24 protein-coding genes are annotated in these 26,133 nt (G+C 61.0%); 21 read left to right on the forward strand and 3 right to left on the reverse strand.

Going from position 1 to position 26,133, the window contains the following annotated elements:
* The 3 genes from LA304_RS15700 to LA304_RS15710 are packed head-to-tail and all read right to left on the reverse strand — an operon-like array spanning position 1 to position 3,767.
* Positions 1 to 1,056, reverse strand: coding sequence for an ABC transporter permease (locus tag LA304_RS15700; RefSeq protein WP_224504110.1), 1,056 nt, complete (start codon positions 1,054 to 1,056; stop codon positions 1 to 3).
* The gene (locus tag LA304_RS15705) at positions 1,053 to 2,627 is read right to left on the reverse strand and encodes an ABC transporter ATP-binding protein (protein WP_224504111.1); all 1,575 of its coding nucleotides are present in this window, start codon (positions 2,625 to 2,627) and stop codon (positions 1,053 to 1,055) included. The genes LA304_RS15700 and LA304_RS15705 overlap by 4 nt, the downstream gene beginning before the upstream one ends.
* 15 nt (positions 2,628 to 2,642) lie before the next feature.
* A complete protein-coding gene (locus LA304_RS15710; protein WP_224504112.1) occupies positions 2,643 to 3,767 on the reverse strand; it encodes a BMP family ABC transporter substrate-binding protein in 1,125 nt (374 codons plus the stop codon).
* Between the two features lie 386 nt (positions 3,768 to 4,153).
* On the opposite strand from LA304_RS15710, the gene LA304_RS15715 reads away from it, so the two are divergent.
* The 21 genes from LA304_RS15715 to LA304_RS15815 all read left to right on the forward strand — a co-directional run bounded on the left by LA304_RS15715 (position 4,154) and on the right by LA304_RS15815 (position 26,123).
* Entirely contained in the window at positions 4,154 to 4,372 is a 219-nt protein-coding gene (locus LA304_RS15715) for a hypothetical protein (protein ID WP_224504113.1), read from the forward strand.
* Complete coding sequence (locus LA304_RS15720; RefSeq protein ID WP_224504114.1) at positions 4,369 to 5,007, forward strand: Rieske (2Fe-2S) protein; 639 nt, start codon at positions 4,369 to 4,371, stop codon at positions 5,005 to 5,007. The genes LA304_RS15715 and LA304_RS15720 overlap by 4 nt, the downstream gene beginning before the upstream one ends.
* Positions 5,004 to 5,624 (forward strand): glutathione S-transferase family protein, encoded by a 621-nt coding sequence (locus tag LA304_RS15725; RefSeq protein ID WP_224504115.1) that lies wholly within the window; start codon positions 5,004 to 5,006, stop codon positions 5,622 to 5,624. Before LA304_RS15720 ends, LA304_RS15725 begins: the two co-directional genes overlap by 4 nt.
* 9 nt (positions 5,625 to 5,633) lie before the next feature.
* Entirely contained in the window at positions 5,634 to 6,557 is a 924-nt protein-coding gene (locus tag LA304_RS15730; protein WP_224504116.1) for a LysR family transcriptional regulator, read from the forward strand.
* Positions 6,558 to 6,661: 104 nt separating this feature from the next.
* The gene (locus LA304_RS15735; protein WP_224504117.1) at positions 6,662 to 7,162 is read left to right on the forward strand and encodes a thiamine pyrophosphate-binding protein; all 501 of its coding nucleotides are present in this window, start codon (positions 6,662 to 6,664) and stop codon (positions 7,160 to 7,162) included.
* Positions 7,159 to 7,767 (forward strand): thiamine pyrophosphate-dependent enzyme, encoded by a 609-nt coding sequence (locus LA304_RS15740; RefSeq protein WP_224504118.1) that lies wholly within the window; start codon positions 7,159 to 7,161, stop codon positions 7,765 to 7,767. Before LA304_RS15735 ends, LA304_RS15740 begins: the two co-directional genes overlap by 4 nt.
* Before the next feature lie 8 nt (positions 7,768 to 7,775).
* Positions 7,776 to 9,299 (forward strand): GMC family oxidoreductase, encoded by a 1,524-nt coding sequence (locus LA304_RS15745; RefSeq protein WP_224504119.1) that lies wholly within the window; start codon positions 7,776 to 7,778, stop codon positions 9,297 to 9,299.
* Positions 9,296 to 10,666, forward strand: coding sequence for an amidohydrolase family protein (locus LA304_RS15750; protein WP_224504120.1), 1,371 nt, complete (start codon positions 9,296 to 9,298; stop codon positions 10,664 to 10,666). Before LA304_RS15745 ends, LA304_RS15750 begins: the two co-directional genes overlap by 4 nt.
* A gap of 13 nt (positions 10,667 to 10,679) precedes the next feature.
* Positions 10,680 to 11,519 carry an aromatic ring-hydroxylating oxygenase subunit alpha gene (locus tag LA304_RS15755; RefSeq protein WP_224504121.1) on the forward strand — a complete coding sequence of 280 codons (840 nt, stop codon included), beginning with the start codon at positions 10,680 to 10,682 and terminating at the stop codon, positions 11,517 to 11,519.
* Positions 11,516 to 14,554 carry a molybdopterin cofactor-binding domain-containing protein gene (locus LA304_RS15760; RefSeq protein ID WP_224504122.1) on the forward strand — a complete coding sequence of 1,013 codons (3,039 nt, stop codon included), beginning with the start codon at positions 11,516 to 11,518 and terminating at the stop codon, positions 14,552 to 14,554. The genes LA304_RS15755 and LA304_RS15760 overlap by 4 nt, the downstream gene beginning before the upstream one ends.
* Positions 14,551 to 15,015 carry a (2Fe-2S)-binding protein gene (locus LA304_RS15765; RefSeq protein WP_224504123.1) on the forward strand — a complete coding sequence of 155 codons (465 nt, stop codon included), beginning with the start codon at positions 14,551 to 14,553 and terminating at the stop codon, positions 15,013 to 15,015. The genes LA304_RS15760 and LA304_RS15765 overlap by 4 nt, the downstream gene beginning before the upstream one ends.
* A complete protein-coding gene (locus LA304_RS15770) occupies positions 15,012 to 16,520 on the forward strand; it encodes an aldehyde dehydrogenase family protein (protein ID WP_224504124.1) in 1,509 nt (502 codons plus the stop codon). Before LA304_RS15765 ends, LA304_RS15770 begins: the two co-directional genes overlap by 4 nt.
* 131 nt (positions 16,521 to 16,651) lie before the next feature.
* Entirely contained in the window at positions 16,652 to 17,551 is a 900-nt protein-coding gene (locus LA304_RS15775) for a LysR family transcriptional regulator (protein ID WP_224504125.1), read from the forward strand.
* A 40-nt stretch (positions 17,552 to 17,591) separates the two neighbouring features.
* The gene (gene atzD, locus LA304_RS15780) at positions 17,592 to 18,806 is read left to right on the forward strand and encodes a cyanuric acid amidohydrolase (RefSeq protein WP_318010700.1); all 1,215 of its coding nucleotides are present in this window, start codon (positions 17,592 to 17,594) and stop codon (positions 18,804 to 18,806) included.
* Positions 18,803 to 20,014 (forward strand): FAD-dependent oxidoreductase, encoded by a 1,212-nt coding sequence (locus tag LA304_RS15785; protein ID WP_224504127.1) that lies wholly within the window; start codon positions 18,803 to 18,805, stop codon positions 20,012 to 20,014. The genes atzD (LA304_RS15780) and LA304_RS15785 overlap by 4 nt, the downstream gene beginning before the upstream one ends.
* Positions 20,015 to 20,074: 60 nt before the next feature.
* Entirely contained in the window at positions 20,075 to 21,058 is a 984-nt protein-coding gene (locus tag LA304_RS15790) for an ABC transporter substrate-binding protein (RefSeq protein ID WP_224504128.1), read from the forward strand.
* Positions 21,055 to 21,948 carry an ABC transporter ATP-binding protein gene (locus tag LA304_RS15795; RefSeq protein WP_224504129.1) on the forward strand — a complete coding sequence of 298 codons (894 nt, stop codon included), beginning with the start codon at positions 21,055 to 21,057 and terminating at the stop codon, positions 21,946 to 21,948. Before LA304_RS15790 ends, LA304_RS15795 begins: the two co-directional genes overlap by 4 nt.
* A complete protein-coding gene (locus LA304_RS15800) occupies positions 21,945 to 22,721 on the forward strand; it encodes an ABC transporter permease (RefSeq protein ID WP_224504130.1) in 777 nt (258 codons plus the stop codon). The genes LA304_RS15795 and LA304_RS15800 overlap by 4 nt, the downstream gene beginning before the upstream one ends.
* Before the next feature lie 5 nt (positions 22,722 to 22,726).
* Positions 22,727 to 23,779 (forward strand): cyanuric acid amidohydrolase, encoded by a 1,053-nt coding sequence (gene atzD / locus LA304_RS15805; protein WP_224504131.1) that lies wholly within the window; start codon positions 22,727 to 22,729, stop codon positions 23,777 to 23,779.
* A gap of 3 nt (positions 23,780 to 23,782) precedes the next feature.
* On the forward strand, positions 23,783 to 25,111 hold the full coding sequence (locus LA304_RS15810) for an amidase (RefSeq protein WP_224504132.1): 1,329 nt from the start codon (positions 23,783 to 23,785) through the stop codon (positions 25,109 to 25,111).
* A gap of 31 nt (positions 25,112 to 25,142) precedes the next feature.
* The gene (locus tag LA304_RS15815) at positions 25,143 to 26,123 is read left to right on the forward strand and encodes a bile acid:sodium symporter family protein (protein ID WP_224504133.1); all 981 of its coding nucleotides are present in this window, start codon (positions 25,143 to 25,145) and stop codon (positions 26,121 to 26,123) included.
* The last annotated feature ends 10 nt before the right edge of the window (positions 26,124 to 26,133 follow it).

Below are 26,133 nucleotides of genomic sequence, written 5' to 3' on the forward strand. Positions count from 1 at the left end.
TCAGCTTTCCCCCGTTTTCGTGCGCAGAACTTTGTAATGGGCGGCTTCGTCGCCGATGGCGGCGTAGAGCAGGATGAGACCTGTGACCGCGAGCACGGTGTGCGTGGTGAGGCCCTGTGATTGAAGGATGATCCCGCCGTTGAGGATCACGGCCATGAAGAACGCCGTTGCCAGCACACCCAGAGGGGCAGCACGGGCGAGGACGGCGACCATGATGCCGATGTAGCCGTAGTTGTTGGAAATGCCGCCTTGGAGACGTCCGACGGTGCCTGCGACCTCCATCATGCCGCCGAGACCTGCAATGGCCCCGGAGAGGAGCATGACGCCGATCAACTGGGTTTTGACGGGCATGCCAGCGTAGGAAGCCGCCCCTGCGTTCGCCCCCGCGATGCGGACCTCATAGCCCCAACGTGTGTAGGTGAAGAACAGAGCCAGAGCGAAGGCGAGGATAATGCCAATCGGCAGACCCCAATGGACGATGCCCCAGACAGGCGGCACAGAGACCGGCAGGCGTGCGGTGGTGGCGAGCGCCATGCCCGACGGATCGAGCCACGGACCGGTTGCGACCCAGTAAACCAGCAGCATCGCGACGAAGTTCATCAGCAACGTGGTGATGAGTTCCGACACATCCGCGTAGGCGCGGGCGAGCGTCGGGATCAGAATCCAGAGTGCGCCGCCAATGGCCCCTGCGACCATCATCAGAATAAGGATGAGCCACGTCGGCCCCGGCACAAAGAGCGCAATCCCCGCCGCACAGAAGGCGCCGAAGTTGAACTGACCCTCTGCCCCGATGTTCCACGCGCCAATGCGCAGCGCAACGGCGACGGCGAGGCCGCAGTAGATCAGCGGGGAAAGGAGGAGCGAGAGGTCTTCAAGACCGAAAGTAGACCCGAACGTGGAGGAAATTACTTTGCCGCCGAGAGCAATCGGATCACGGCCCGTCGCCCAAAGGACGATGGCTGTGGTCAGAAGGGCGAGCAAAACGGAGATGATCCGCAGCACAAAGGAGACCTTTGCAGGCGCAATCGGCATGCGTTGGAGGCGAATGGTGCTCATTCTGCGGCCTCCTGACGTTTGCCGCCCATCATCAGGCCGATCTCTTCAACATCCGCGCCTTTGGTCGGGACAATGCCCATGATCTCGCCGTGGAACATCACGGCGATCCGGTCGGAAAAGTTCATCAGTTCTTCCAGTTCCTCGGAAATGAGCAGAACGCCGACGCCCTTGTCACGAAGCTCGACAAAATAGCGCATCATCGTATTGATCGCGCCCACATCGAGACCACGGGAGGGGTAGGCCGCGACGAGGATTTTATCGGCGATCCGCATTTCGCGGCGGGCGACGAGACGCTGCTGGTTGCCGCCAGAGAGATTGCGGGCGGGCATGGCAAAATCTGGCACCATGACCTCGGCAACCTTCGCAATCTCGCGGGCGAGGTTGGTCGCGCCTTTCGGAGAGAACCAGCCTTTGCGCGTGAGGGGCGGCTGGCTGTATTCACGCAGCACGGCGTTGTCGGTGATCGAGAGCGTCGGCGCCATGCCTGAGTGCAAACGGTCCTCGGGAATATGCCCGATACCCTTCTGCGCCATCGCGCGGGCACCGGCTTGCGTGACGTCAGCACCATCAAGAGTGATTGTGCCGCTCGTTGGGGTCGCGAGGCCGGTCATCACATAGGTCAACTCGCGCTGGCCGTTGCCCGCGACACCAGCCACGCCGAGGATTTCCCCCGGACGCAGGTCGAGGGAGATATTTTTGAGTACGGTTCCCTGTGCGGTCGTGAGGCTCACATCCGAGAGGCTCAGACAGGGCGCGACATCGGCCGCAGGCGCGGCACGTTCGCCGGTCTCTGTCAGGACGATCTCACGTCCGACCATCATTTGGGCGAGGCTCTTTTCGGTGCAGTTTTCCGTCCACTCGGTCGCAACCTTCCGGCCTCCGCGGAGCACAGTCACGCGGTTGGAGATTTCCATCACTTCGTCGAGTTTGTGGGAGATAAAGATCACCGCATTGCCGCGCGCGGTGAAGGCCCGGAGCGCTGCGAAGAGTTCACGCGCCTCTTTCGGCGTCAGAACGGCGGTCGGCTCATCAAGGATCAGCAGTTTTGCATCCCGCGCCAACACGCGCAGGATTTCGACGCGCTGTTGCTCGCCTGTCGAAATGTCCGCCACGACAGCGGACGGGTTCACCGCCAGCCCAAGCTCTTCCGACAGTTTTGCCGTGCGGGTCTCCAGCGTGCGTCGGGAAATGCGTTTCGGGGTGTCCGGCCAGCCGAGATGGACGTTTTCAGCGACGGTAAAGGCGCGCACGAGTTTGAAGTGCTGGTGCACCATCCCGATGCCCGCCTCGATCGCGTCGGTCGGGGAGGCGAAGTCGCGCGTCTCGCCGCCAACGATCACTTCGCCTGCATCCATTTTGTAGATGCCGGTCACGATATTCATCAGCGTGGATTTGCCCGCGCCGTTTTCGCCCAGAAGGGCGTGGATTTCGCCGGGGTAGACCTCGAGGTTGACGTCCTCGTTGGCGATCACTCCGGGGAAGTATTTGCTCACGCCCTTGAGCGCGAGAATAGGAGGCGTCCCGGGCGCGAGCCCGAGACGCTGTTGGATTGGATCGGGAAGTCCCGTCATTCGTATGCGTCCCGCTTAGGTGTCGAGACCGGACACGCCCTCGATGGACCAGTTCCAGTGGTAGAGTTCTTCTTCGGTCATGGTCTGACCTGCGGCGACTTTGATGTTGCCTTTGGTGTCTTTGAGTTCGCCCATGAACGGGTTGAAGGAGCCATCCATGATCGACGCTTTGACGGCGTCGGCTTTGGCAGCCACATCGGCCGGAACGGTTTCGCCCCATGCGTCAACATTCACACCTCCGCCGAACGGCAGCAGATCATAGGACGGGGTCCATTCACCAGCGAGGCGACGGCGGACCTGTTCGACGTAGAACTCTTTGAAGTCGACGATGATGGAAGAGATGTAAGCGTTCGGACCATAGCGACGCAGGTCGGTGTTCCACATCACGGCTTTCGCACCGCGCTCTTCTGCGACCTGCAGGTAGCCAGCTTCGTCCATGATGCCGAACAGAACGTCACAGCCGTTGTCGATGAGCGCGGTGCCGGCCTGCGTTGCGGCCTGCGGATCGAACCAGCTGTTGATGACGATGGTCTGGAGCGTGGCTTCCGGATTGACGGTGCGCGCGCCCATGAGGAAGGCGTTGGTGCCGGAGTAGACGGACGGAACCGGGAAGGAGGCCACGTAGCCGAGCTTGCCGGAGGGCGACATGGCGCCTGCGGCGATACCGGCGACGTAGGACGGATACCAGTGGGACACATAGTAGGTGCCAAGGTTGTCGAGTGGGTTGCGCCCGTCGGCCTCATAGAAGGCCACATCCGGTGCCCGTTTTGCAACGTCGTAGAGGAAGTCACCGTAGTTGGAGGTCGCGAACACCATGCAGGCGTCGTCTGCGACGAACTGGCGGAAGATGCGGGTCGCGTCGGCTGCGTAGGGGATGCTCTCGACGTAGGAGGTGCGCAGTTTCGGGAAGGCGGCTTCAACCGCTTTCATGCCTTGGTCGTGCGCCCAGGTCCAGCCTTCGTCCGAGGTCGGGCCGGTGTGGCCGAAGGCGATGTGCGCGTCTTCTTCTGCGACCGGTGCGAGCGGACCTGCGGCGTAGGCCGGTTTGATCAGTCCGGTTTTCGGCAGAATGAGACCCGCACCAGCGGCGGCGCCCATGTTGAGAAAGCCGCGACGGGACAGGGATTTGGTGGAAATCATCGAGAGGACCCTCTTGTCTGTTGGTGCAGCCCGGTCCGGTTTCCGGATCCGGGGGAAGTCTGCGTCGTGAACGTGCGTGGCCATCGCGTCTCCGGAGGCCGAAAACGCATACCATTTGTTCGATGTGAGGCGGTTTGTTGTCGCCACGTGTTGTTTTGATATGAACACGATTCCAAAACTGAGCGGCGCTGACTAGATCGAATTTCAGCACCTCACCGTTGCGTTAATAACAACACTTGACGCCCCGACTTTTCCATCCTCTTACTAGGCTTGCTGCACCGCAACATGCGGTCATGACCCAAGCATATCTTAGGGTTTTTAAGAATAATTCAGCGGGTGAGATGAAAATCGAGCGAGTCACATTTACGTTTCGGGGCACTTTGCCAGTGGCGAGTTTTTCCGAATTTGCGCAACACCGTGCGGCGCGGCTGTCAGTTGACCTTACGTCACGTTCGCAAAGTGAAGCGCATGCGGAGATGAGCGTCGCGGGGCAGGCCGATCTGGTCGATGCCTTCGAGATGGCGATGAGTCTCGGGCCGCAGGATTGCATCGTGCATGACGTGATCCGCGTGGATGATGCAACAGAGGAAGGAAGCAAGGAATGACACAGTCAGGATGGGTGCCTGTTGCGCTCTCCGCAATGATCGAGGCGGGTACGTCTGCGGGTGTTGTCGTCGACGGCGCGGAAATCGTCGTTTGGCGGGACATATCGGGTAAGGCCCACGCGTGGGAAGATCGCTGCCCGCACCGCGGGATGAAGATGAGTTTCGGTTTTGTGCGCGGCGATCACATCGCCTGCCTGTATCACGGCTGGGAATATGACGAGAGCGGCAACTGCCAATACATTCCGGCGCACCCCGATCTCGAAGTTCCGAAATCCATCTGCATCTCGCGCTACGGCGTGGCGGAAACGGGCGGTATGATCTGGGCGCATGTGCCGCTCGGGTCTGAGGCCGGTGCTGCGCCTGAACTCGCGGAGGCTGAAGGGCTGCGGTCGCTGTATGTCGATGCGTCTGTCGCTGCGGTAGCGTCGGCGCTCGGTTCCGATGTGTCCGGTTCTATGCTCACGGTCTCTACGGCAGACGTCGCGCTCTCCATCGGTGTTCAGCCGATTTCCGATACCCAATGCGCGCTTCACGTCACGGTGCCGATGGGCACTTCTGTGGAGGAGAAAAACGCTGTTCTCGATTGGTGCGAAGCCCTGCGTCGTCAGGTTGAAAATTCGGAGGCCATGGCATGATCCTGCACAACTACGATCTGTACGAAGATTGCTACCGCGTCCGCTTGCTCGCGTCCTGCACTGAGCAGGAATTGGAGCTCGTCAACGTGGATGCATTTCCGGGCGCTGAGGAGAAATCTGAGACCTATCTCAAGCTCAATCCCCTCGGCCGTCTACCGATCCTCGAAGACGGCGATGTGATCCTGCGCGATTTGGCGGCGATCCTGATTTATGTCGCGGAAAAAGACGCAAAAGCGCGGTTCATTCCGACCGAGGCCAAAGCGCGTGCCGCCATGTTTGACTGGCTCGGTTTTGCCTGCGGTGATCTCTCCGTTGCGACGCAGGCCCGTGCCGTCGCGTTGCTCGACGCACCAGGCGATGGTGTTGCGCTCCGTGCGCAGGCGCGTGCGCTTTTCCGCGTTTTGGATGATCACCTGACCCGTCAGGCGCTGAGCGGGCAGGGCTATGTGGCCGGTGACACCGCCACACTCGCCGATCTCGCGCTCTTCCCTGCCTTTGCGCTGTCTCGCGATTTCAATCTCGACCATGACGAATTTCCGGCCCTGCGCCTTTGGGCGCGTCGTATGCGGACCCTTCCAGGGTTCATCACGATGCCGGGCATTCCCGACTACCACTAAGGAGCTCCCGTGGATCTTCATCGTCTCGGCCTCGTTTCTTCCCGCGTCCACCATTTCGCTCTGGTGGCGCGTCTCGGGTCCATCCGTCAGGCCGCGCTGACGCTCAATGTCGCACCGTCGTCGATCTCCCGTGCGATCAAGCAGCTTGAAGAAGACCTCGGAACCCCTTTGTTCGAAAGAACAAAACAGAGACTCAAGCTGACGTCGGCAGGTGAATTGCTCGATTATCATATCAAGCAATCCTCTGTTGAGATGAACCGCGCCCTCACGGAAATCGGCGACCTTCAGGGGCTTCGTCGTGGCACGGTGACGGTCGCAGTCATCGAGAGTGCGGCGCGCGGCATCCTGCCTGATGTGCTCGCCGGTTACTGGATTCGCCATCCGGAAATCAGCGTGGATGTGCGGGTTGTCGGTTCTCAGGAAGCCGTCGATCTCGTGCATCAGGGGGAGGCCGATCTGGCGCTCGCCTTTGATGTGCGCGTGCCACGCAATGCACGCAAGCTGAACTCCATCGCCATGCCGCTCGGGGTGCTCGTCCCGCCGGGAAGCGCACTCACCAAACGCGAGGGCAAGCTGCGGAGCTACGACCTCGCAGGCGAACGCGTGATCTTGTCTGATAGCTCTCTGACGCTGGGGAGTTCGGTGGAACAGATGTTCTCCGGCTCCTTTGTGGAGTTCTCCCGCCGCGCGCGCACCAACTCGATCGGGTTGATGATCGACCTCGCGACTCGGGGTCTCGGGACGATTCTGCAGACAAAAATCGGGGTGCAGGCGGAGATCGCCAGAGGGCAACTCGTCTTCATCCCTCTGTCCGATCCGGGGATCGGATTGCGCCGTTTGACCCTCGTGTCACGCCCGAAAGGCGAGGTTTCCGAGGCCGCACAAGCGCTCGCGGACTCGCTTGCCGCCGTCATTGAGGCGATGCGGGACTAGTGTTGCGTTCAGTCGAACATTTCGTTCGAAAATAATCGTCTTTTGGGAACAGTTTTTTCCTGACAGTCTGCATTTAACACGACACACACGCCGGAGAATTTAATATGAAGCAAAGCTCTGTCGACGCCGTGATCCGGGGGCTCAAACGGGCCGGGGTCTCGATTGTTTGCTATTTGCCAGACAGTCTGTTCAAGGAACTCTACCCCGCACTCGACGCCGATCCCGATATTCGCACCATTCAAGTGACGAACGAGGGGGAGGGCGCGGCCATCTGTGGCGGTGTTTTCCTGTCCGGCAAACGTGCGGCGCTCGTGATGGAGAACTCCGGACTGCGGGCCTCGGTCGAACCGCTCGCACGGATGGGCCTAGGGGCCGGTATTCCGGTTTTCATGCTCCTGAGCTATCGCGGCGATATGGGCGAAAACAACTGGTGGGCGGTGCCGCACGGCATCACCATGGAGCCGGTGTTGCAGGCGCTGCGCATTCCCTATGCCGTCGAACGCGAAGAAGACCGCATCGAGCAGGCCATCGTGGATGCCTATGAGCTGGCCTATTCCTCCTACTACCACACGGCTGTGGCCCTGTCCGGGAGCATTGTGCGATGAAACGTTTCGACTGTATGACCAAACTGGCCGCACGCCTGTCCGACGAACTGGTGATCCTGTCGCTCGGGGCCTCTGTGGACGAATGGTATAACGCCGCGCCGCATATGCGGCAGGCATCCCTGTTTCAGCAACAACTCGGCTGTGTGACCCCGCAGGCCTTTGGCCTCGCTGCCGGTCTGCCGGATCGACAGATCGTATCTCTCGACACCGATGGCGGGTTGCTCTTCAACCTCGGTATCCTCGCAACGTTGGGCAACGAGCAGCCGAAGAATCTCTTTGTTGTGGTCTGGGATAACGAGCAATATCAATCCATTGGCGGCCCGAAAACGCATACGGCGTCCGGTCGGGTTGACCTCGCGGGGATTGCGCGCGCCTCTGGCGTGGATCACGCATACACCGCGACCACGCTCGAAGAATTCGACGCGCATTGTGAGGCGGGGCTGAAGTCCGATACGCCCTATGTCGTCGTCGCAAAAGTGTCCGGCACGGTTCAGCCGGAGATCAAGCGCAAGCATTCGGACGGGCGTGAAGACAAATATATCTTTGTGCGCCACGTTGAGAAAACTGAAGGGATCACCATCATGGGCCCTTCCGAGCACAACTGAGGCAGACCATGAAGACCAGCTTCGATTATATCGTGATTGGCTCCGGCACTGGCGGGGCAGCGGTTGCGCGACGCCTGCATGATGCGGGGGCCGAGGTCGCCGTGATTGAGGCTGGTAAGTCTACATTCGGCGTGCCGGAGATTGAGGACCCGTCCCAGTGGTTCGGTCTCCAGACCGGCGCTTGGGATTGGGGGCATCATTACACCACGACCGACCGCATTCTGGGTCGCGATATTCCGATCCCGCGGGGCAAGGGCCTCGGTGGATCGTCTGCGACCAATGCGATGATGTGGTATCGCGGTGTGCCAGAGGATTATGCCCGCTGGGATGCCGTGGCCCCCGGTTGGTCGTGGGAGGACTGCCTTCCGGCCTACAAGGCCTGCGAAACGTGGGAATACGGAGAAACCGCGCTCCGTGGTGGTTCCGGACCTCTCGAAATCACACGTCCCGACCCGCATCACCCGCTCACGCAATCCATGCTGAAGGGTGGCGCAGCCATGGGGCTTCCGGTCGTTGATGACCCCAACGGACCGGAGCCTTTTGGCGTGGGGCTCGCGAATTTCAACATTGATCGGCAGGGGCGGCGGAACACCTCTGCGAACGCCTATCTGGAGCCGATCATCGCGTCGGATCGCCTTAACATCTTCACGAAAACCCTTGCTCTGTCGCTGATTTTTCAGGGTGATAAGGCGACGGGCGTGCGTGTGAGCGGGCCTGACGGCGAATTGGACCTGACCGCGCATTCCGGCGTGGTTCTGGCGGCCGGTGCGCTCGAAACACCGCGCTTGCTCATGCTGTCAGGCATTGGTGCAGAGGCGGAACTGGCGCGTCTCGGTGTGCCGCTCAAGGTCAAGGCTGAGGCCATCGGCCAGAACTTCCAAGACCACCCGCTATTGCGAGCGCTGAACTTCCGCGCCACATCGCCGCTCGGCGCCATGAAGGGCAACGGGGGCGGGACGCTCACCATCTGGAAATCGGATGAGGCGCTGCCGCAGGCTGATTTGCTCGCCTTCCCGATTCAGGGCCGTTCTGCCGTGCCCGCACTTTGGGACCATTACACGCTCGACGGTGACGATGTGTTTGCGGTCGGCCTCGGGGTGATGCGGTCGTTCTCCAAAGGCGAACTGCGGCTCACGAGTGCTGACCCGACCGCGCCGCTCGATATCCAGCCGAACCTCCTCTCTGACCCTCGCGATCTCGCAGCCCTCGTGAGCGGTGTGGAGTTCCTGATGGATATGGTCGCCTCCGAGGGGTTCGACGGCTATTTCAAGGACTACGTGGCCCCGCTGCGCGAAGACGACATCGAGACCTTCGTGCGTCGCTCCTGTTCCACCTTCTTCCACTGTTGTGGCACCGCCCGAATGGGCGCTGCCGATGACGCCCCTGTTTCCCCTCAGTTGGGTGTCAAAGGTGTTCGCGGCCTCTGGGTCGCGGATGCCTCTGTTATTCCTGAAATTCCCGCCTGTCACACCCATGCGCCGGTCACGATGATCGGCGAGCGGGCGGCCACATTCATACTGGAGGACGCATGAGCGACCTGATCCTGACCGCCGAGGCAATCGTCACCATGAACGCGGGGCGCGAGACGCTCACCGATGGGGCGATCCTCGTCAAAGGCGACGCGATTGCAGCCATCGGGCCGAAGGCCGAGATCGTCGCCGCGAACCCAGATGTGAAGGTCAAGGATTTCGGTCGTGCCGTCCTCATGCCGGGTCTGATCAACGCCCACGCCCACTCCGGTTTCCTGCGCGGCACGGCGGAACACCTGCCGGTCTGGGACTGGCTCACGCAGCACATCAATCCGATGCACCGCGTGCTCCTGCCCGAAGAGGCCGAGGCGGCAAGCTATCTCGCCTATGCCGAGAGCCTTTTGGGCGGGACAACCACCATCGTCGACATGTGGCGGCACATGGACGGTTCTGCGCGCGCGGCTGAGGTGCTCGGCAACCGCCTGATCGCCGTGCCCTATGTGGGTGAGCATCCGGATTACGACTATTTCGACACGCTCGACATGAACGAAGGCATGATCGACCGCTGGAACGGCAAGGCGCAGGGCCGCGTCAATGTCTGGGTCGGGCTCGAGCATCTGTTCTACGCGGACGAAAAGGGCCAACAACGCGCCATTGATATGTCCAAACAATACGGCGTGCCGTTCCACACCCATTGCTCCGAGGCTGAAATCGAACTCGCCGAGTTCCAGACGCGCTATGGCAAGAAACCGATGGAAGTGTTCCGCGATCTCGGGTTCTTCGAGACACCGCTCGCCATGTTCGCGCACGCGGTCTGGTTCTCGCCGGAAGAGGTGGAGATGGTCGCGGAGTATAACGTCTCTGTCGCCCACAACCCCGTGTCGAACATGAAGCTCGCTTCGGGAATTGCCCCGATCAAGGAAATGCTCGCCGCCGGTGTGCCGGTCGGCATCGGCACGGACGGTGAGAAGGAAAACAACAACTTCGACATGTTCGAAGAGATGAAAACCGCTTCCCTCAAAGGCAAACTGCGTGAACTCGATGCGGCGGCGATGGACAGCTGGAGCGTGTTGGAAATGGCGACCTGCCTCGGCGCGAAGGCGGTTGGTCTCGATGAGGTCACAGGCTCGCTCGAAGTGGGCAAGAAGGCCGATATCATCGCCGTTGATGGCAAAAGCCCGCGGATGACGCCGTTCTTCCCCGATGGCCGCTGGTTCAACCTGCAACACAACCTCGTCCACGCCGTGCGCGGCAGTGACGTGCGCATGACCATGGTGAACGGTGAGATTTGCGTGGATGAAGGCAAGCTGGTTTCCGGCGACATGGCCGAGATCATCGACCGTATCACCCGCCTCGCGCCGGGGCATTTCGCGCGTCGTCAGACGTGGCTCGACGCCAATGGCGGCGGCACGGCACAGTGGACAGACTGAGGAGACACTGACAATGGCTGGCACCCTCGATCCTGTGGCTCTCAATGACTGGTATGCGGTCGCGACGTTGACCGATCTGGACAGGGCCGAAGAGACCAAACTCCTCGGTCATCCGATCACCGTGGGACCGGGAAAACAGGTGACACAGGACGGAAAAAGCCTCCCTGTACGCGAAAAGTTCGGGGTGCTCTGGACGACGCTCGGCACGCCTAACAAAGAGATCTTCAACATAGAAGAGAGCGAGGAAGAGGGCCGTCGCTTTGTCCCCTGTGGATGGGTGAAAATGCGCGCCTCTGGCCTGCGCGTCGTCGAGAACTTTCTCGATATGGCTCATTTCCCGTTCGTTCACACGGATATCCTCGGGTCCGAGCCGCACACAGAGGTTCTGGGTTACAAGTCCGAAATCCGTCACGATGTGGATGAGGTCTGGGCGACCAACTGCAAGTTCTTTCAGCCACAAATGACGAGCACTCGTCCGGACGGCGAATTCGCGCAGCTCACCTACCGTGTGCCGTCGCCTTATGTCGTGATGCTCTACCGCGTCGTGCCAGACACGGACGGGGTGCAGGACGCGATTGCACTGTTCATTCACCCGATCGAGGAAGATTTGGTGCGCGCCATTCCGGTGATGTATCTCACGGACCAGACCGCGACGCACACGCAACTCCTGCGGTTCGAGCAGGTGATCTTCCTACAGGACCGGATCATTGTGGAAAACCAGCGTCCGCTTTTGTTGCCGCTTGAGGCCCGCGCCGAAATTCCGACCCGTGCAGATAGCTCTTCCGTCGCCTATCGCCGCTGGCTCAAACAAAAGGGTCTGACCTACGGGACGACAACACCGGAGGCCGCATGAAAATCTCCCGCCCCGAGAGTTTGGATGACGCTCTTTCGCTCATTGCGGACGGGGGTGTCGCTGTCGCTGGCGGGTCCGGCTTTCAACTGGACTTCTCTCAGGGCGTCCCCGCGCCGGAGCACTACGTCCGTATCGGGCATTTGATCCCGACCGGGATTGAGGGCTGTACCATCGGGGCGGGAACGCCACTCGAAGACATCCGGCACGCGGGTATTCCGCTTCTCTCTGAGGCGTGCGCTACAGTTGGGGCGCCCAATGTCCGGCGACTCGCGACGCTTGGCGGAAACCTCGCGTGGGGGAAGGGGTGTCTCATCCCCGCTCTGATCGCGCTTGATGCGCAGGTGGAGACGACGGCGGGGCGCGTGCCCGTCCTCGACTATCTCGCCGCGCCCTCAGGGATTGTTCTGTCCGTCTGCATCCGCCCGCTTGCCCATGCGTTCTGGCGGAAGGTTGGCCTGCGTCAGGCCTTCACCGCTTCTATCATCTCCTCTGCGGGCACGCTTCTCGTGCTGGAGGATCAAATCGCCAACGTCCGCCTTGCGGTGGGGGGCGGTGCTACACCCCCGCAGCGTCTCTCGGGTGTTGAAAACTGGCTGATGGGGCAAAGCATTTGGGATGTTGATCCCGATGACCTCAAAGCCCGCATCGAATCTGAGATCACCGCGCCCGATTGCGCGTTTCGGACATCCAATTATCGCAAACGCGTCGCTGCTGCGGCGCTCACGGCGGGGATGTTGGGACATGTGGAGAAGGCTCCCACGTCTGCAATCACGCGCCCCGCCGCAACACCTGCGCCCGATCTGACCGAACTCTCCCGCGCCGATGGCGGCAACCGCTGGCACACCCGACCCGACATGCCCGCGAAAATTCGTGGCGCGTTGGAATATCTCACGGACAAACGCGGTGATGACATGCTCGTCGGTCGCATCCTCCGTGCAGGTCGTGCTCATGCTAAAATCCTCTCGATTGACACGTCCAAGGCGGAGGCGCTCGAGGGTGTCAAAGCCGTCGTCACCCATCGCGACATCGACGGGCTGAACGGTTTCGGCATCGTGTTTCAGGACCAGCCCGCGCTGTGCTCTGACAAAGTGCGCTACACAGGCGATCCGGTCGCCGCTGTCGCCGCCGTGGATGGGGAAACCGCCGAGAAAGCGCTCTCTCTGATCAAGGTGGACTATGAAGACCTCCCCGTCGTCGATAGCGTCGAAGGCGCGCTCGCGGAGGGCGCTGTGCAGGTGCATGAGAGCGGCAACCTCGTCACCGAAGTTATTCACGACAAAGGCGATTTGGCTGACGGATGGGCGAAGGCCGTTCATATCGTCGAAGACACCTACGTCACCCCGCGACAGATGCACGGGTTCATGGAGACTGAGGGCGGGTGGGCCGCGCCTGAGGGTGATGGCCTGCTCATGTGTGCAGGCGGTCAGCATGGCGCGCGTGACAGGCTCCAACTCTCCCGCATTCTCGACTTGCCTGAAGACCAATTGCGCATTGTCACTTCCCCTACGGGCGGGGCCTTTGGCGGCAAAGACGAGTTGACCGTCCAACCCGCACTCGCGCTCTTGGCCCGCAAATCCGGATCCCCCGTGCGTTTGCATCTGTCGCGCGCGGAGAGTGTTCAGGCGGGCACCAAGCGCAATCCCATGTGGCTCAAGATGAAAACCGGCTGCGACGCCGAGGGTCGGATTGTGGCCCAAGAGGTGGACGTCCTCGCTGACTCTGGCGCCTATGCGTCGCTTTCGCCCGGTGTCTTGGAAACCGCTATGGAGCATGTGGTCGGCCCGTATCAGGTCGCCAACTTTCACGCGCGGGGACGTCTGGCCTACACCAACAACGGGGCCGGTGGCGCTTTCCGTGGCTTTGGTGCGAACCAGATGACCTTTGCGATTGAGTGCCAGATCGACCGCCTCGCGGAACTGACCGGCCTCGACCCGATCGAAATCCGCCGCCGCAATCTCCGCACACCCGGTAGCCCCGGTGTGCTCGGTCAGAGGGTCGCGCCCTCTGAGCGCCTTGTTGAAATGCTCGATGCCTCCGGTGCGTCGCCGCTCTGGACCCCGTTCGAGGTTGGCCCCGATGAGATCGCGGGCGTTGGCATGGCGCTCAATTACCAAGGCAACGGCTTGGGCACGATCCCCGAGGATCAAGCCGATTTCGCGCTCGCGCTCAAGGATGGCAAGATCGTCGCGCTGTGCGGTCTCGACGAGATCGGGCAGGGGATGATTGCCTCCCTGCACGCGGCTGTGTCGGCCAAGCTCGGATGTGGCCGCGATGACGTCGTCGCTGTGTTCGGCGATACCAAAGCCGCTCCCGACAGCGGATCCACAACGGCGTCGCGTGGCGGCTATGTGGTCTGGCGTGGGGTCGAAGAGACGGCACCCGCACTTGAGGCCGCGATCTTGGAGCGCGCCTCTGCGCGCCTTGGACGTCCTGTCGAGGAGCTAAAGATCGTCCCCGGCGGGATCGGCGATGCGCTTGCAAACACCGGCGCACCCATCCTCTCCTTCGCGGAGTTGGGCGACATAGACCCGATCCAAGAGCATTACGCATTCCCGAAGACCGAATACACAAAAGGCAACGCTCGCTTCATTTTCGCTTTCGGGGCAACCCTCGCGCGGGTCGCCGTGAACCGCGTGACGGGCTTTGTGCGGATCGTGGACCTTGAAATGCATACGGCGGCGGGGCCAGTGATCGATATGGCCTCCTACCTCGGGCAGATGGAAGGCGGTCTGGTGCAGGGCGTCGGCTTTACGCTTACCGAAGACATGCCGATGCGGGACGGGAATCCATTGGCCAAGAACTTTGATACCTACATGATGCCGACTGTGCGCGATGTGCCGAAAGCCATGCGTGTGACAGCGCATGAGGGTCTAGATGACGGCGATCCGTTCGGACCGCGCGGGGCAGGGGAATTGGGCATTGGTGCTGCAACGCCCGCGATTGCGAATGCCGTTGCGGATGCGCTCGGGAAATGGCCCGTTGTGACCCCATTCCCGCAGGAGACGATCCTCGATCTGATGGAGGGTGCGCAATGATCCGCTTTTCTCTCAATGGCACACCGGCGGAGATTGCGCCGGATGCAATGCTCCTCACCCATTTGCGCGAAGCACTCGGCGCGACGGACACAAAAGTCGGCTGCGAGATCGGCCGCTGCGGTGCCTGCACCATCCTCCACAATGGCGCGCCGATGAATGCTTGTCTCCTCATGGGATGGCAGGTGGAAGGCGCTGAAATCACGACGATCGCGGGGATTGCTTCCGTGCCCGCCGGTGAGGTCCTCGTCCGTGCGATGGAGATCGAGAACGGCTTTCAATGCGGCTACTGCGCGCCCGGTGTGATGATGAGCCTCGTGGGCCTTCTCTCCCGCGACGCCGCACCCTCGGACGACATGATCGAGGAAGCCCTCGAAGGCAACATTTGCCGCTGCACCGGCTATCATTCTATCCTGCGGGGGGCCAAGCTCGCGCGGGACATGCTCAAGGAAACGACCGAATGACCATCCAACTCAAAGCGCACGCCCCGAAAACAGAAGGCGCAAAAGCATTCCTGAAACGTGAGGTTCAGCCTGTCTGGATCGGCGGCGAATGGCAGGTCCTGCCAGAGAGTTTCGAGAGCCACGATCCGGCGACGGGGGAACTCCTCACGCGTCTGTCGCGCGCGGGGCAGGCGGAGGCCGACTATGCCGTCGATGCCGCCGCCCGTGCGCTCGCCTCGCCCGAGTGGGCGCAGATGTTGCCCGCGACGCGTCAGGCGCTCTTGTGGAAGATCGCGGATTTGATTGAGACGCACGCCGATGAGCTCGCAGAACTTGAAAGCCTCGATCAGGGCAAGACCTATGCGACTGCGCGCTTCGGTGAGTTGAACGGCGCGATTTCGCAATTCCGCTATTACGCGGGCTATGCCACGAAACTCGGTGGTCAGACGATCACGCCGTCCATCGGCTACGCGCCGGAGGGCAAACAAGTCATGGCCTACACGCGCCGCGAGCCTGTGGGCGTGGTTGCTGCGATTGTGCCGTGGAACTCTCCGCTTTTGATGGCCGCGATGAAGCTCGCCCCCGCGCTCTGTGCGGGCTGCACGGTGATTTTGAAACCGGCGGAGGAAACATCCCTCACCGCCGTGCGTCTGTGCGAGTTGATCGAAGAGGCCGGCGTGCCTGCGGGCGTCGTGAACCTCTTGACCGGCTTCGGCCATGAGGTCGGTGAGGCGCTCGGCACGCATTCCGGCGTCGCGAAAGTGGCCTTTACCGGCTCGACCGAGATCGGGCGTCATCTGCTCGGGTCAGCTCAGGGCAATCTCAAGAAACTCACGCTCGAACTCGGCGGGAAATCTCCGGCGATTGTGATGGATGATGCGGACCTGTCGCTCGCCGTGCCGGGTGTCGCGCGGGGTATCTTTGCGAACTCCGGTCAGGTCTGTGTGGCGTCCTCCCGTGTCTATGTGCACCGCAATATCTACGACGCCTTTGCGGAAAAGTTCGCAGCCGCAGCCGGAAATTTCCGTCTCGGACATGGCCTCGACCCAGAGAGCGACCTTGGCCCGCTCGTGAACCCGAAACACGCGGCCCGCGTGGCCGGGATCGTTGAGGGTGGTCGCGCCGACGGGGCGGAGTTGCTGGCCGGTGGCGTGCTCGATGAGGAGCATCCGGCCTTCTACAGCCCGACGGTGCTCTCCCATGTGCGCCCCGATATGACGCTCATGCGCGAAGAGATTTTCGGCCCGGTGACCACGCTCACCCCGTTCGATCACGCCGATGAAGTGATCGCGATGGCTAACGACACGGAATACGGCCTCGCGGCGTCCGTTTGGACAGAGAGCCTGTCTTCTGCGCACCGCCTGTCGGCCGCCGTGCATGCGGGGACGGTTTGGGTCAACTGCCACAGCTACTTCTCCCCCGAACTGCCCAAAGGCGGCATGAAGGCGTCCGGCTGGGGCGTGGAGAATGGCGCGCTTGGCCTCGACAATTATCTCGAAAACAAGACCGTCTGCATGGTGATCTGATCTCTTCGTGATGCATCTTTATGCGTTGGCGGGCAATGTGGCGGTCTGCGCCGCTGTCGCACTGGAAGCGGGTGCAGATATGCGCATAAATGGGTCGTAAGTGTTGACCATTAAGACCGAGAGCCAGCCGCATGTTTCGCCCGCCACGGGATTATGTTTACCTTGATGCCGTCGCGACAGCGGGTTCCATCCGCAAAGCGGCGGCACGGCTCCATGTCGCCTCCACCTCCTTGAATCGCAAAATCCTCGAAATCGAGGAAGAACTCGGGATGCCGATGTTCGAACGTCTCCCGCGCGGCGTGCGATTGACCTCGGCGGGGGAGGTGATCCTCACGGCGATCCGGCGCAATATTTCGGATGTCGAGACCGCCAACGCGCAAATCCAGCAGTTGCGTGGTCTTGTGCGCGGCAATGTGTCGATTGCGGTCGCGCACTCGGTTGCCAATGACTTTATTCAGGACGCGGTGACGAGTTTTCAGGAACATCATCCGGGCGTGCATTTCAAACTCCTTGTCGGCGCTACGAGCGACCTGGTGCGGGCGCTGATGAGTGACGAGACCGACCTCCTGCTCGCGCATGATCCGGCGCCCAACAAGGAACTTGAAGAGATCGCCGTCGTGCCGCAGCCGCTCTTTGCGATGATGCGGCCCGACCATCCGCTCGCGCAGCGGAGCAAGCTGCGCCTGAGCGATTGCGAACCGTTTCCCCTTGCCATGGGGCCGAAATCTTTCGGTGGGCGCGGGCTTTTGGAGGCGGTGATTACACGTCACAGGCTGTCGCTGAACGTCGTTTTGGAGGCCAACACGATCAACGCACTGAAAGCCTACGTAAAGCGAACCGATGCAATTTGCTTCCAGTTCGAGGTGGGGACACGGGAGGAAGTGGCCTCCGGTGCGCTCAAGGCAATCCCGCTCGCTGACCCTGAATTGCGGGGCGGTCGATTGGTGTTTGCCGCAAGAAAAGACCGGAATTTGCCGCTTCCGACCATGAGTTTTATCGAAACGGTAAAGCAAGCGATGGCTCAGATATGACATACGTTAACATCTGAGTGCACACATTTTGCTCTCACCTATGGAGAAATTTGGTTCTATCCGCACCGCAGCATTTCGCTCAAGACTGTTCTCGAAAGAACAAGAAAAGAGTGCTCACGTGCAAGCTAAGGTCTACAGACTCTCCATGGCGCATCCCGGTGATCTCACCGCGCTGGCGACACTGCTCGCCACCGGCGAAATCGAAGCGCAAGAGATTGTCGCTGTGATCGGAAAGACAGAAGGCAACGGTGGTGTGAACGATTTCACACGCGGATTCTTTACGGATCGGTTGATGACGTTGCTGTCGAACTATCTCGATGACTCCCCCGAAAAGATTGCACGCACTGTGCCCTGCATTTTGTCCGGCGGAACCGAGGGCGTGCTGTCGCCGCATTATGCGGTCCTTTGCCGCTCCAAGGTCGGTGGAGAGAAACGCGAGAACGAGTCCGCGCTGGCTATTGGCGCGACCTGTTCCGAGGATATGCCGTTTGAATTCGTTGGCACCGTGGAACATGCACGGATCGTCGCCGAAACGGTCAAAGCCGCGATGGCCGACGCAGGGATCACCGATCCGGCGGACCTTCATTTCGTACAGGTGAAAGCACCATGTTTGACGTCCGACAGGATCGCAGAGTTGCGTGAGGCGGGCAAACCTGTTCCTGCGCCGACGGCCTCGGCCTCCATGGCGCGGGCGCGAGCCGCAGGGGCTCTCGGCGTGGCTCTGGCAACCGGTGAAATTGACGAGGCGAGCCTTTGTGATGAGGCGTTTCTCAAGGATTTCAACCTGTTCAGCACCTGCGCGAGCATTTCTTCCGGTGTCGAAGTGCTCTGTAACGAAGTCGTCGTTTTGGGCATGAGCTCGTCCTGGGGTGGCCCGCTGCGTATTGCGCATCGCGCAATGGAAGACGCGCTCGACGTGACCGCAGTGCGAGACGTGTTCTCCGATCTCGGGTTCACCAACGGCATTCAGATTTCCGAGGCCGACCGTGAGCGCCTCAAAGCCATTTTCGTGAAATGTGAGCCGGATCAGTCGGGTTTCATCCACGGTGCGCGTCACACGATGCTCAACGACACGGACATCGATCCCCAACGCCACATTCGCGGCGCTGTCGGCGGTCTCGTGGCAGGCGTCTCCGGCGATACGCGGATTTTCGTGTCAGGCGGGGCCGAACATCAGGGGCCGTTTGGCGGAGGATTGATCGCTGTGATCGCGGAGGCTCCGGCAGTCGAGCAAACAGAAGGACAAGAGGCATGAAGATCGCAATCATCGGAGCCGGCGTCGCAGGCAGCATTTTCGCCAAGGGTCTCGCGAATACTCCCGGGATCGAAGTGCACTGTTTCGAACGGATCGCCCCCGGTGAACACGCGGAATCCGGCACGGGTCTGAATATTGGTCCGAACGCCGTTCAGGCGCTGCAGGCGACCGATCCGGAGCTCGCGCAGAAGATCACCGATGTGTCCTTTGCGTGGAGCGGCTGGCGCGTGTCCACGATGGGCGGGCAGGAGCTTTTTAATCTCAAGCTCAAAGATATTGCGCCCGTTGAGGGATGGCGTCTTCGCTGGGCCGAATTGTATCGTGTTTTGCGCGAGGCGGCAGGTGAGGCGATCCGCTACAACTGCACCATTGATGCGATCACGCCGAAAGAGGACGGCACTGGGCGGCTCGATGTCGCGTTCACGGAAAACGGTGAGGCAAAGACGCTCGCGGATGTCGATCTTCTCGTGGCTGCCGATGGTCGCTTCTCCCAAGTGCGCACGCAATTCCGCGGGCCCGTCAATGCGCGTCAGGTGGGCGTCGGCATTTTCCGCCTGCTGGTCCCGAACACGAGCAACGGTCTCATCGAAGACTACGAACAGTGGTTCAACGGGCCGAACCGTCTCCTCGGCTACCGCGTGCCGGATGACAGCATCTACATGTCCGGTACCTTCCCGATCCCCGTCGGCGGTGACATTCCGGACGAGATGAAAACGCGTGAAGCGCTGCGTCTGGCCTACACCCCCACAGATGGCAAGCTGAGTGCGCAGGGTGAATGGCTCGTTGATCTTGTGACCGATGAAAACGTCGATCTGCACTGGGCGCGTCTACAGGAAAGCCCGCTATGTCTGCGTGAGGAGAACGTCAACATTCTCTATCTCGGCGACAGCTCCAACGGCATGGTGCCGACGCTGGGCCAAGGCGCGACACAAGCCGTCGAGAGCACCTGCGCCGCCCTCGATATCGTCAAAAAATTTGCCGCCGTCGGTCAATACGATCCGGCGCTCTGGCTCGACACCATCACCAAGGCCCGTCAGGACCGCCTGCGCTTCGTGATGGATTTTTCGCTTGAGGCAAGTGACACGCTGTTGGCGGGGTCCGATCCGGTATCGGGCACGCTCAAGAAGACAGAGGCCCCGTTCCAAGCCAAACTGTCCCAACTTTACAATGACTTCGCCGTCCCGACCGGCCTTTTAGAAGAGGTCTGACGGCAATGAATAAGACCACGCACAATAAAGAATAAGACCATCCAACAGGAGTCCTCCCCTATGACTGACACCCGCCGTAAATTCCTCTCGACCCTGAGCCATCTCGGCCTCGGTCTCGCACTCTCCACCACCGTCGCTTTTTCCGCTGCTGCCGCAGACAAAGTGAAAGTCGGCGTCTTCGTCGCAAGCTCCGCTCTGCCGTACTACGTCGGCGTCGAGCGCGGCTATTTCGCTGACGCCGACATTGAAGTCGAACCGGTCTTCATCGGCACGCACCCGCTCATCGTGCAGGCGATGGTCAGCGGCGATATTGATGCGGCGTCGAACCTCGTGACCCTCGAAGGTGCGAACATCAATGCGCTGCGTCCGGGCACGATGGAATTCATCGCGCTCTACGGTCAGAACAGCGAATACGTCATGGAGCAGTTCGTCGTGAAGCCGGACAGCACCGCCGAAACCATCGCGGATCTCAAGGGCGCGAACCTTTTCTCCGCGCCTGGCCCGGCCAACCTCGGTGCCGCCAAAGCGTCGCTCATCGCCTCCGGCCTCGGCGAAGATGAGTTCGCCATCCAAGAACAGGGCATGGGCAACCACATCGGCGCCATGCAAAGCGGCAACTTTGACGGTGGGTTCACCCTCGAAGCGCTCGCGTCCATCATGGTGGACAAAGGCATCGCGAAACGTCTGGAAACCGGCGTGATCGCGAAATACCTGATGAAAGACGAGACCGCCGAAGCATACGCTGCAGGTGCTGCGATCTCCGGTGAAATGATCGAAGAGCGTCCCGAGGTTGCCGCCCGCTTTGCCGAAGCTTGGGCCAAGGCCGTTAAAGACGCGAACGAAGATCCGAGTGCCCGTGATCTCCTCAGCGGCATGAAAGTGCCGGAAAACCTGACCGCGACTGTGCCGCTCGCACACTTCACCATGGTCTCTGACATGACCGAAGAAGAAATCGCGGAATTCCAAACCTTTATCGACATCGGTGTTGATCTCGGTGTGGTCGCCAAACCGATCGCAGCAGCAGACGTCACGGAGTCGATGTGAACTTGCCCCATCGTGTTCCCCCCCTGGATGAGGGCAACCCAGTGACGGCCTCTGCGACCCTTTCGGCAGATACCGTCACGCCAACTGAACCCGCAGGTGATCTCAGTGATCGCCTGCGGTGGTTCGCACCCGGGACGCATATTACCATCCGTGGTCTGACGAAAACCTTCGCGGACGGCACGGTTCTCTACAAAGATTTCGATCTGGATTTGCCGCGCGGCAAGGTGGTCTCGATCTTCGGCCCGAACGGCTGTGGCAAGAGCACGCTGATCAACATGATTTCCGGCATTATGGACTATGACGCGGGCCAGATCCTGTTCGATGGAAAAACCGCGCGTGAGACGAAGATCGGCTACGTGTTCCAGAACTACCGCGAGGCTGGGTTCCCGTGGCTGCGCGCCATCGACAATATCCGCTATCCGCTCAAGTTCTTGAAGCTGTCCAAAGCCGAGCAAGACGCGCGGATTGAGAAACTGTTGGCGAGCTTCAATGTCTCCATCGATCTCAACCGCTTTCCCTACGAACTGTCGGGCGGTCAACAACAGCTTGTCTCCATCATGCGGGCGCTCGTGATCGAACCCGAGGTGCTGTTCCTCGACGAGCCGTTCTCTGCGCTCGATTACGAGATGACCCTGTTTTTGCGCGACAAATTGCAGTCGGTTCTGACAGATATGGAAATCACGACGCTTCTCGTGTCGCATGACCTTGATGAGGCCGTGGAACTCGCCGACGAGGTTCTGCTTCTCACGCGTAAACCCACCTCTGTCGCCGCGCGCATTCCGTTCGACGCCCCGCGTCCGCGCAATGCCGAGACGACCGTGACGCCGGAATTCATCGACGTGAAAACCCGCTCTCTCGAAATCTTCCAAAGGGAGGTGCGCAAGCCATGAGCAATCTGACAAAAGTGCTGTCCAAAATGCGCTGGCTTCAGCCCGTCGTCGGTGCAGTCGCCCTGATCCTGATCTGGGCCTTCGCCAATTTCGCCGAACTCGTCGATCCCGTGCTGCTTCCATCGCCGCTCCAGTCGTGGAACGCGTTTGTGGAGGGGATGACCGAGGGCACTTTGGGCCATGACTTCTACCGAACGATCTTCCGCACGATGCTGTCGTTCATTATTGCGACCATCATCGCCGTGCCCTGTGGGGTAGCGCTCGGGTCGTCGGACAAGCTCTACCGCTCCGTCGAATTCCTGATCGACTTCTTCCGCTCAACACCGGCCTCCGCGATGTTCCCGCTGTTCCTCGTGTTCTTCGGGATTGGTGAAGAGGCGAAGATCGCAGTCGCGGCCTTTGGCGCCGCACTAATCATTCTGTTCAACACCGCCTATGGCGTCATGAACGCCCGCCAACTCCGCCAACTTGCTGCGCGAGTGATGGGGGCGTCGAAAATGCGCATTCTTTGGGACGTGACGATCTGGGAGTCGCTGCCGCAGACCTTCATCGGCTTGCGCTCCGGCGTGTCCATGGCGCTCGTGATTGTCATTGTGGCCGAGATGTTCATCGGCTCGTCTGATGGCCTCGGTAAACGGATCATCGATGCGCAGATGATTTTCAACATGCCGGAAATGTATGCCTCGATCTTCGCGGCTGGGGCCTTGGGCTATGTGATGAACCTCTTGTTCACTCTGATCGAAGGCCGATTTGTCCATTGGGGCGGGAAGTGATCGCGATGAAGGTTGGTGTTTATAAACTCCCGATGGCGTCGCCTGCGGATGCAAGTGCTCTTGAGGCCCTGATCGCGGACGGCACGATTGATCCCGCGACCGTCGTGGCCCTGATCGGCAAGACCGAGGGCAACGGCGGGGCGAATGACTTCACCCGCGCGCTTGCCACGATGTGTTTTGCGCAGGTTTTGGCGGCGGCCCGTGGCACGACGCCCGAGGCCGTTCAGGAGGAGGTCGCCTTTGTGTGGTCCGGCGGGACGGAGGGCGTTCTGTCGCCCCACGCCGCGCTCTTTACACGCGAAGAAGGCGACGGGCAGGGGGATGACGGTCGCCTCGCGCTCGGTCTGTCGATGTCGCCTGACCTCGCACCCGAAGAGATCGGCCGCATGGCGCATGTGGAGGCTGTGAAAGCGGCAACAGAATGCGCCTTGGCTGATGCGGGGATCACGGACCCTTCTGATGTGCACTACGTGCAGGTCAAAGGCCCGCTCCTCACGCCTGCACGGATTTCGGATGCGGCGTCGCGGGGGGTGTCCGTCGTGACCGAAGACCCGAACGGGTCCAAAGCCTACGCCCGTGGCGCGATGGCGCTCGGCGTGGCTCTGGCTCTCGGGGAAGTGACGGAGGAGATTGACGACGCAGCGATTGCGAAACGTCTCGACCTCTATTCCGCCGTTGCTTCGACCTCTGCGGGAGGTGAGTTGACCAAGTGCGAAGTCCTGCTCTTTGGCAATTCCAAAGATGCATCAGGATCGTTCCGCATCGGGCATTCTATTCTGTCCGACGCCATCGACGCGGGTGCCGTGGGGGACGCGATTGCGGACGCGGGCGGCGAACCTGTCGCGGTGTTTGCAAAAGCTGAGGCCTCCGCGACCCTGCGCGGGCGTCGCACGACGATGCTCTCCGACGCCGATATCAATTACGAACGCCACGCGCGCGCCGCTGTGGGTGGGGTGATTGCTTCTGTCACGGGGGATCCGGCGATCTTTCTCTCGGGCGGGACTGAGCACCAATGTGCCCCCGGTGCAGCGCCGATTGCCGTCATCGCAAAGGTTTGACGGATGGCGGAGCTTTGGAGCCTCTCTGCGCACTCTCTTGTTGAGGGCTATTCCAACGGGACATTCACCCCCGTAGATGCCCTCAAAAGCGTGCTCGCGCGCTGTGATGCGATCAATCCTACGATCAACGCCGTGATCGCCCGCGATGATGCGGCGTCGATTGCGATGGCTGAGGCGAGCGCTGCGCGGTGGGCCGAGGGCAAGCCCCTCTCGCCGCTAGACGGTGTTCCGATCAGCATCAAGGACAATCTCCTGATGGCGGGTCTGCCCGCCACTTGGGGCTCGCGCGGTCTCAAAGACTATATGCCCGAGACGGATGAAGTGCCGGTCGCACGACTGCGCGCGGGCGGGGCGGTTCTCTTTGCGAAGACCAACGTCCCCGAACTCACCGTGCAGGGTTACACCGACAACCTCGTCTTCGGCGCGACGGGCCTGCCGTTCGCGCCAGATCTGACCCCCGGTGGCTCCAGCGGCGGCGCGGCCTCTGCTGTGGCTGCTGGGATCGGGCCACTGGCGCTTTGCACAGATGGGGGCGGGTCTATCCGTCGTCCGTCGGCACATGCGGGGCTGTTCGGATTTAAACCCGGATCGGGTTCCGTCCCGCGCGGGGCCGGATTTCCGGCCATTCTCGGTGCGTTTGAGGTCGTCGGTCCCATAGGGCGTGACGCGCGAGATGTCGAGACGATGTATCACTGGCTCGCGGGGAGTGAGCCAGACACAGCGGACGTTCCAAAAGCGCGCGTGCTCTATGCCCGCCATTTCTCGAACCAACCGGTCGATCCGGATATTCTCCGCGCGTCTGATCAGGCGGTGAAGCTGTTGGAAGCGCTCGGTCATGAGGTCGTCACCGTAGAGAGTTTCGACGCAACCGCGCAGACTGACAGCATCTGGCCCGTGATCAGCACTGCCGGCGTCGCGTGGATGGCGGAGCATGATCCACGCATCGGTGGCGCGATGGGAGAGGCGGTCTCCGGCATGGCCGAGGCCGGTCGCAAGCTCTCGGCCCGCGATTATTCGGGTGCCTTGGTCGGGATCGAAGAGATGCGGCTGCGCTACACAGCGGCCCTGGACGGGTTCGATGTCCTGATGACACCGGCGATTGCCGCGTTTTCATGGCCGAAGTCGGAGAGCCATCCAGAGACCATCGACGGCAAACCGGTCGGACCGCGCGGGCATGCGGTGTTTACGGCTTTTGCGAATGCTCTTGGCCTGCCTGCGATCACCTTACCCATTGCGGCGGCCAAGGGAGTTTTGCCGTGCGGTGTGCAACTCGTCGGAGCGACAGGATCAGAAAGTGCGCTCCTGAAAATCGGGCGAGAATGGACCGTCTGAGCGGAACAGGCAGGAGCATAACGGAGGCAAAATGCGGTTTCTGAGGCGGATCGGGGTTGATACCTATATGCTCTTGCTGATCTCGATGGTCGGTCTCGGCATTGTGTTCCCTGCTTCAGGTGTGGCTGCCACGGGTTTGAAATTTTTGACATTTTGGGCCGTGGCGCTGCTATTCTTCCTCTATGGCGCAAAGCTCGATCCGCAGTCGATGCGTGCGGGATTACTGAACTGGCGGCTTCAGGGGCTGACACTTCTCGCGACCTATCTGATGTTGCCGCTGATCGGTGTGACTTTGGCGGCGGTTTTCGGGCCACTCTTGGGTGTGACCGTCACGCTCGGGCTTTTGTTCCTGTCCGTGCTCCCATCCACCGTTCAGTCCTCCATCGCGTTCACGTCGATCTCTGGCGGCAACGTGCCCGCTGCGATCTGTGCTGCCTCGACGTCCAACATCCTCGGGGTGTTCCTGACGCCGCTCTTGATGGCGGTCCTGATGCATCAGGGCGGTGGTGGCCTGCGTCTTGACGCCGTGATCAAGATCGGAACCCAAATCCTCGCGCCCTTTGTCGTCGGACAACTCGTCCGGCCTTTCATCGGCGCGTTTGTCCTGCGTCATCGCACCGCGACAATGGTCGTGGATCGCGGATCAATCCTCATGATCGTCTATTCCGCGTTCAGTGCGGGCACGGTCGGGGGGCTCTGGTCCGCCATTCCCGTGAGTAGCCTCCTGAGCCTCTTTGGTGTTGTCTGGCTTTTCCTCGCGATCAACCTTCTGCTCATGCCGTTCGCGGGGCGAGTCTTGGGGCTTGTCTACGAGGACCGCACAGTGGTGCTCTATGTCGGCGCCACGAAAAGCCTCGCCTCCGGTCTTCCAATCGCCGCCGCGCTTTTCGATCCTGAGATGGTCGGGGCCATCGTATTGCCTGTGATGATCTATCACATGAGCCAGTTGCTCGTGTGTGCCTTCATTGCACAGCGATTGGCGCAGTCGAACAGCCACCGTGTGATCATCTGAGGCGATGCGC

Source organism: Celeribacter litoreus (genome assembly GCF_020165855.1).
GTDB classification, from domain to species: domain Bacteria; phylum Pseudomonadota; class Alphaproteobacteria; order Rhodobacterales; family Rhodobacteraceae; genus Celeribacter; species Celeribacter litoreus.

What these genes read in the sequence shown, in the direction of transcription:
- atzD (WP_318010700.1), top strand. Translation starts at nt 17,592, where the DNA reads ATGGAGAAATTTGGTTCTATCCGCACCGCAGCATTTCGCTCAAGACTG.
- LA304_RS15775 (WP_224504125.1), top strand. Translation starts at nt 16,652, where the DNA reads ATGTTTCGCCCGCCACGGGATTATGTTTACCTTGATGCCGTCGCGACA.
- LA304_RS15785 (WP_224504127.1), top strand. Translation starts at nt 18,803, where the DNA reads ATGAAGATCGCAATCATCGGAGCCGGCGTCGCAGGCAGCATTTTCGCC.
- LA304_RS15725 (WP_224504115.1), top strand. Translation starts at nt 5,004, where the DNA reads ATGATCCTGCACAACTACGATCTGTACGAAGATTGCTACCGCGTCCGC.
- LA304_RS15705 (WP_224504111.1), bottom strand. Translation starts at nt 2,627, where the DNA reads ATGACGGGACTTCCCGATCCAATCCAACAGCGTCTCGGGCTCGCGCCC.
- LA304_RS15815 (WP_224504133.1), top strand. Translation starts at nt 25,143, where the DNA reads ATGCGGTTTCTGAGGCGGATCGGGGTTGATACCTATATGCTCTTGCTG.
- LA304_RS15750 (WP_224504120.1), top strand. Translation starts at nt 9,296, where the DNA reads ATGAGCGACCTGATCCTGACCGCCGAGGCAATCGTCACCATGAACGCG.
- LA304_RS15700 (WP_224504110.1), bottom strand. Translation starts at nt 1,056, where the DNA reads ATGAGCACCATTCGCCTCCAACGCATGCCGATTGCGCCTGCAAAGGTC.
- LA304_RS15720 (WP_224504114.1), top strand. Translation starts at nt 4,369, where the DNA reads ATGACACAGTCAGGATGGGTGCCTGTTGCGCTCTCCGCAATGATCGAG.
- LA304_RS15800 (WP_224504130.1), top strand. Translation starts at nt 21,945, where the DNA reads ATGAGCAATCTGACAAAAGTGCTGTCCAAAATGCGCTGGCTTCAGCCC.
- LA304_RS15760 (WP_224504122.1), top strand. Translation starts at nt 11,516, where the DNA reads ATGAAAATCTCCCGCCCCGAGAGTTTGGATGACGCTCTTTCGCTCATT.
- LA304_RS15745 (WP_224504119.1), top strand. Translation starts at nt 7,776, where the DNA reads ATGAAGACCAGCTTCGATTATATCGTGATTGGCTCCGGCACTGGCGGG.
- LA304_RS15810 (WP_224504132.1), top strand. Translation starts at nt 23,783, where the DNA reads ATGGCGGAGCTTTGGAGCCTCTCTGCGCACTCTCTTGTTGAGGGCTAT.
- LA304_RS15755 (WP_224504121.1), top strand. Translation starts at nt 10,680, where the DNA reads ATGGCTGGCACCCTCGATCCTGTGGCTCTCAATGACTGGTATGCGGTC.
- LA304_RS15740 (WP_224504118.1), top strand. Translation starts at nt 7,159, where the DNA reads ATGAAACGTTTCGACTGTATGACCAAACTGGCCGCACGCCTGTCCGAC.
- LA304_RS15765 (WP_224504123.1), top strand. Translation starts at nt 14,551, where the DNA reads ATGATCCGCTTTTCTCTCAATGGCACACCGGCGGAGATTGCGCCGGAT.
- LA304_RS15790 (WP_224504128.1), top strand. Translation starts at nt 20,075, where the DNA reads ATGACTGACACCCGCCGTAAATTCCTCTCGACCCTGAGCCATCTCGGC.
- LA304_RS15770 (WP_224504124.1), top strand. Translation starts at nt 15,012, where the DNA reads ATGACCATCCAACTCAAAGCGCACGCCCCGAAAACAGAAGGCGCAAAA.
- LA304_RS15735 (WP_224504117.1), top strand. Translation starts at nt 6,662, where the DNA reads ATGAAGCAAAGCTCTGTCGACGCCGTGATCCGGGGGCTCAAACGGGCC.
- atzD (WP_224504131.1), top strand. Translation starts at nt 22,727, where the DNA reads ATGAAGGTTGGTGTTTATAAACTCCCGATGGCGTCGCCTGCGGATGCA.
- LA304_RS15710 (WP_224504112.1), bottom strand. Translation starts at nt 3,767, where the DNA reads ATGATTTCCACCAAATCCCTGTCCCGTCGCGGCTTTCTCAACATGGGC.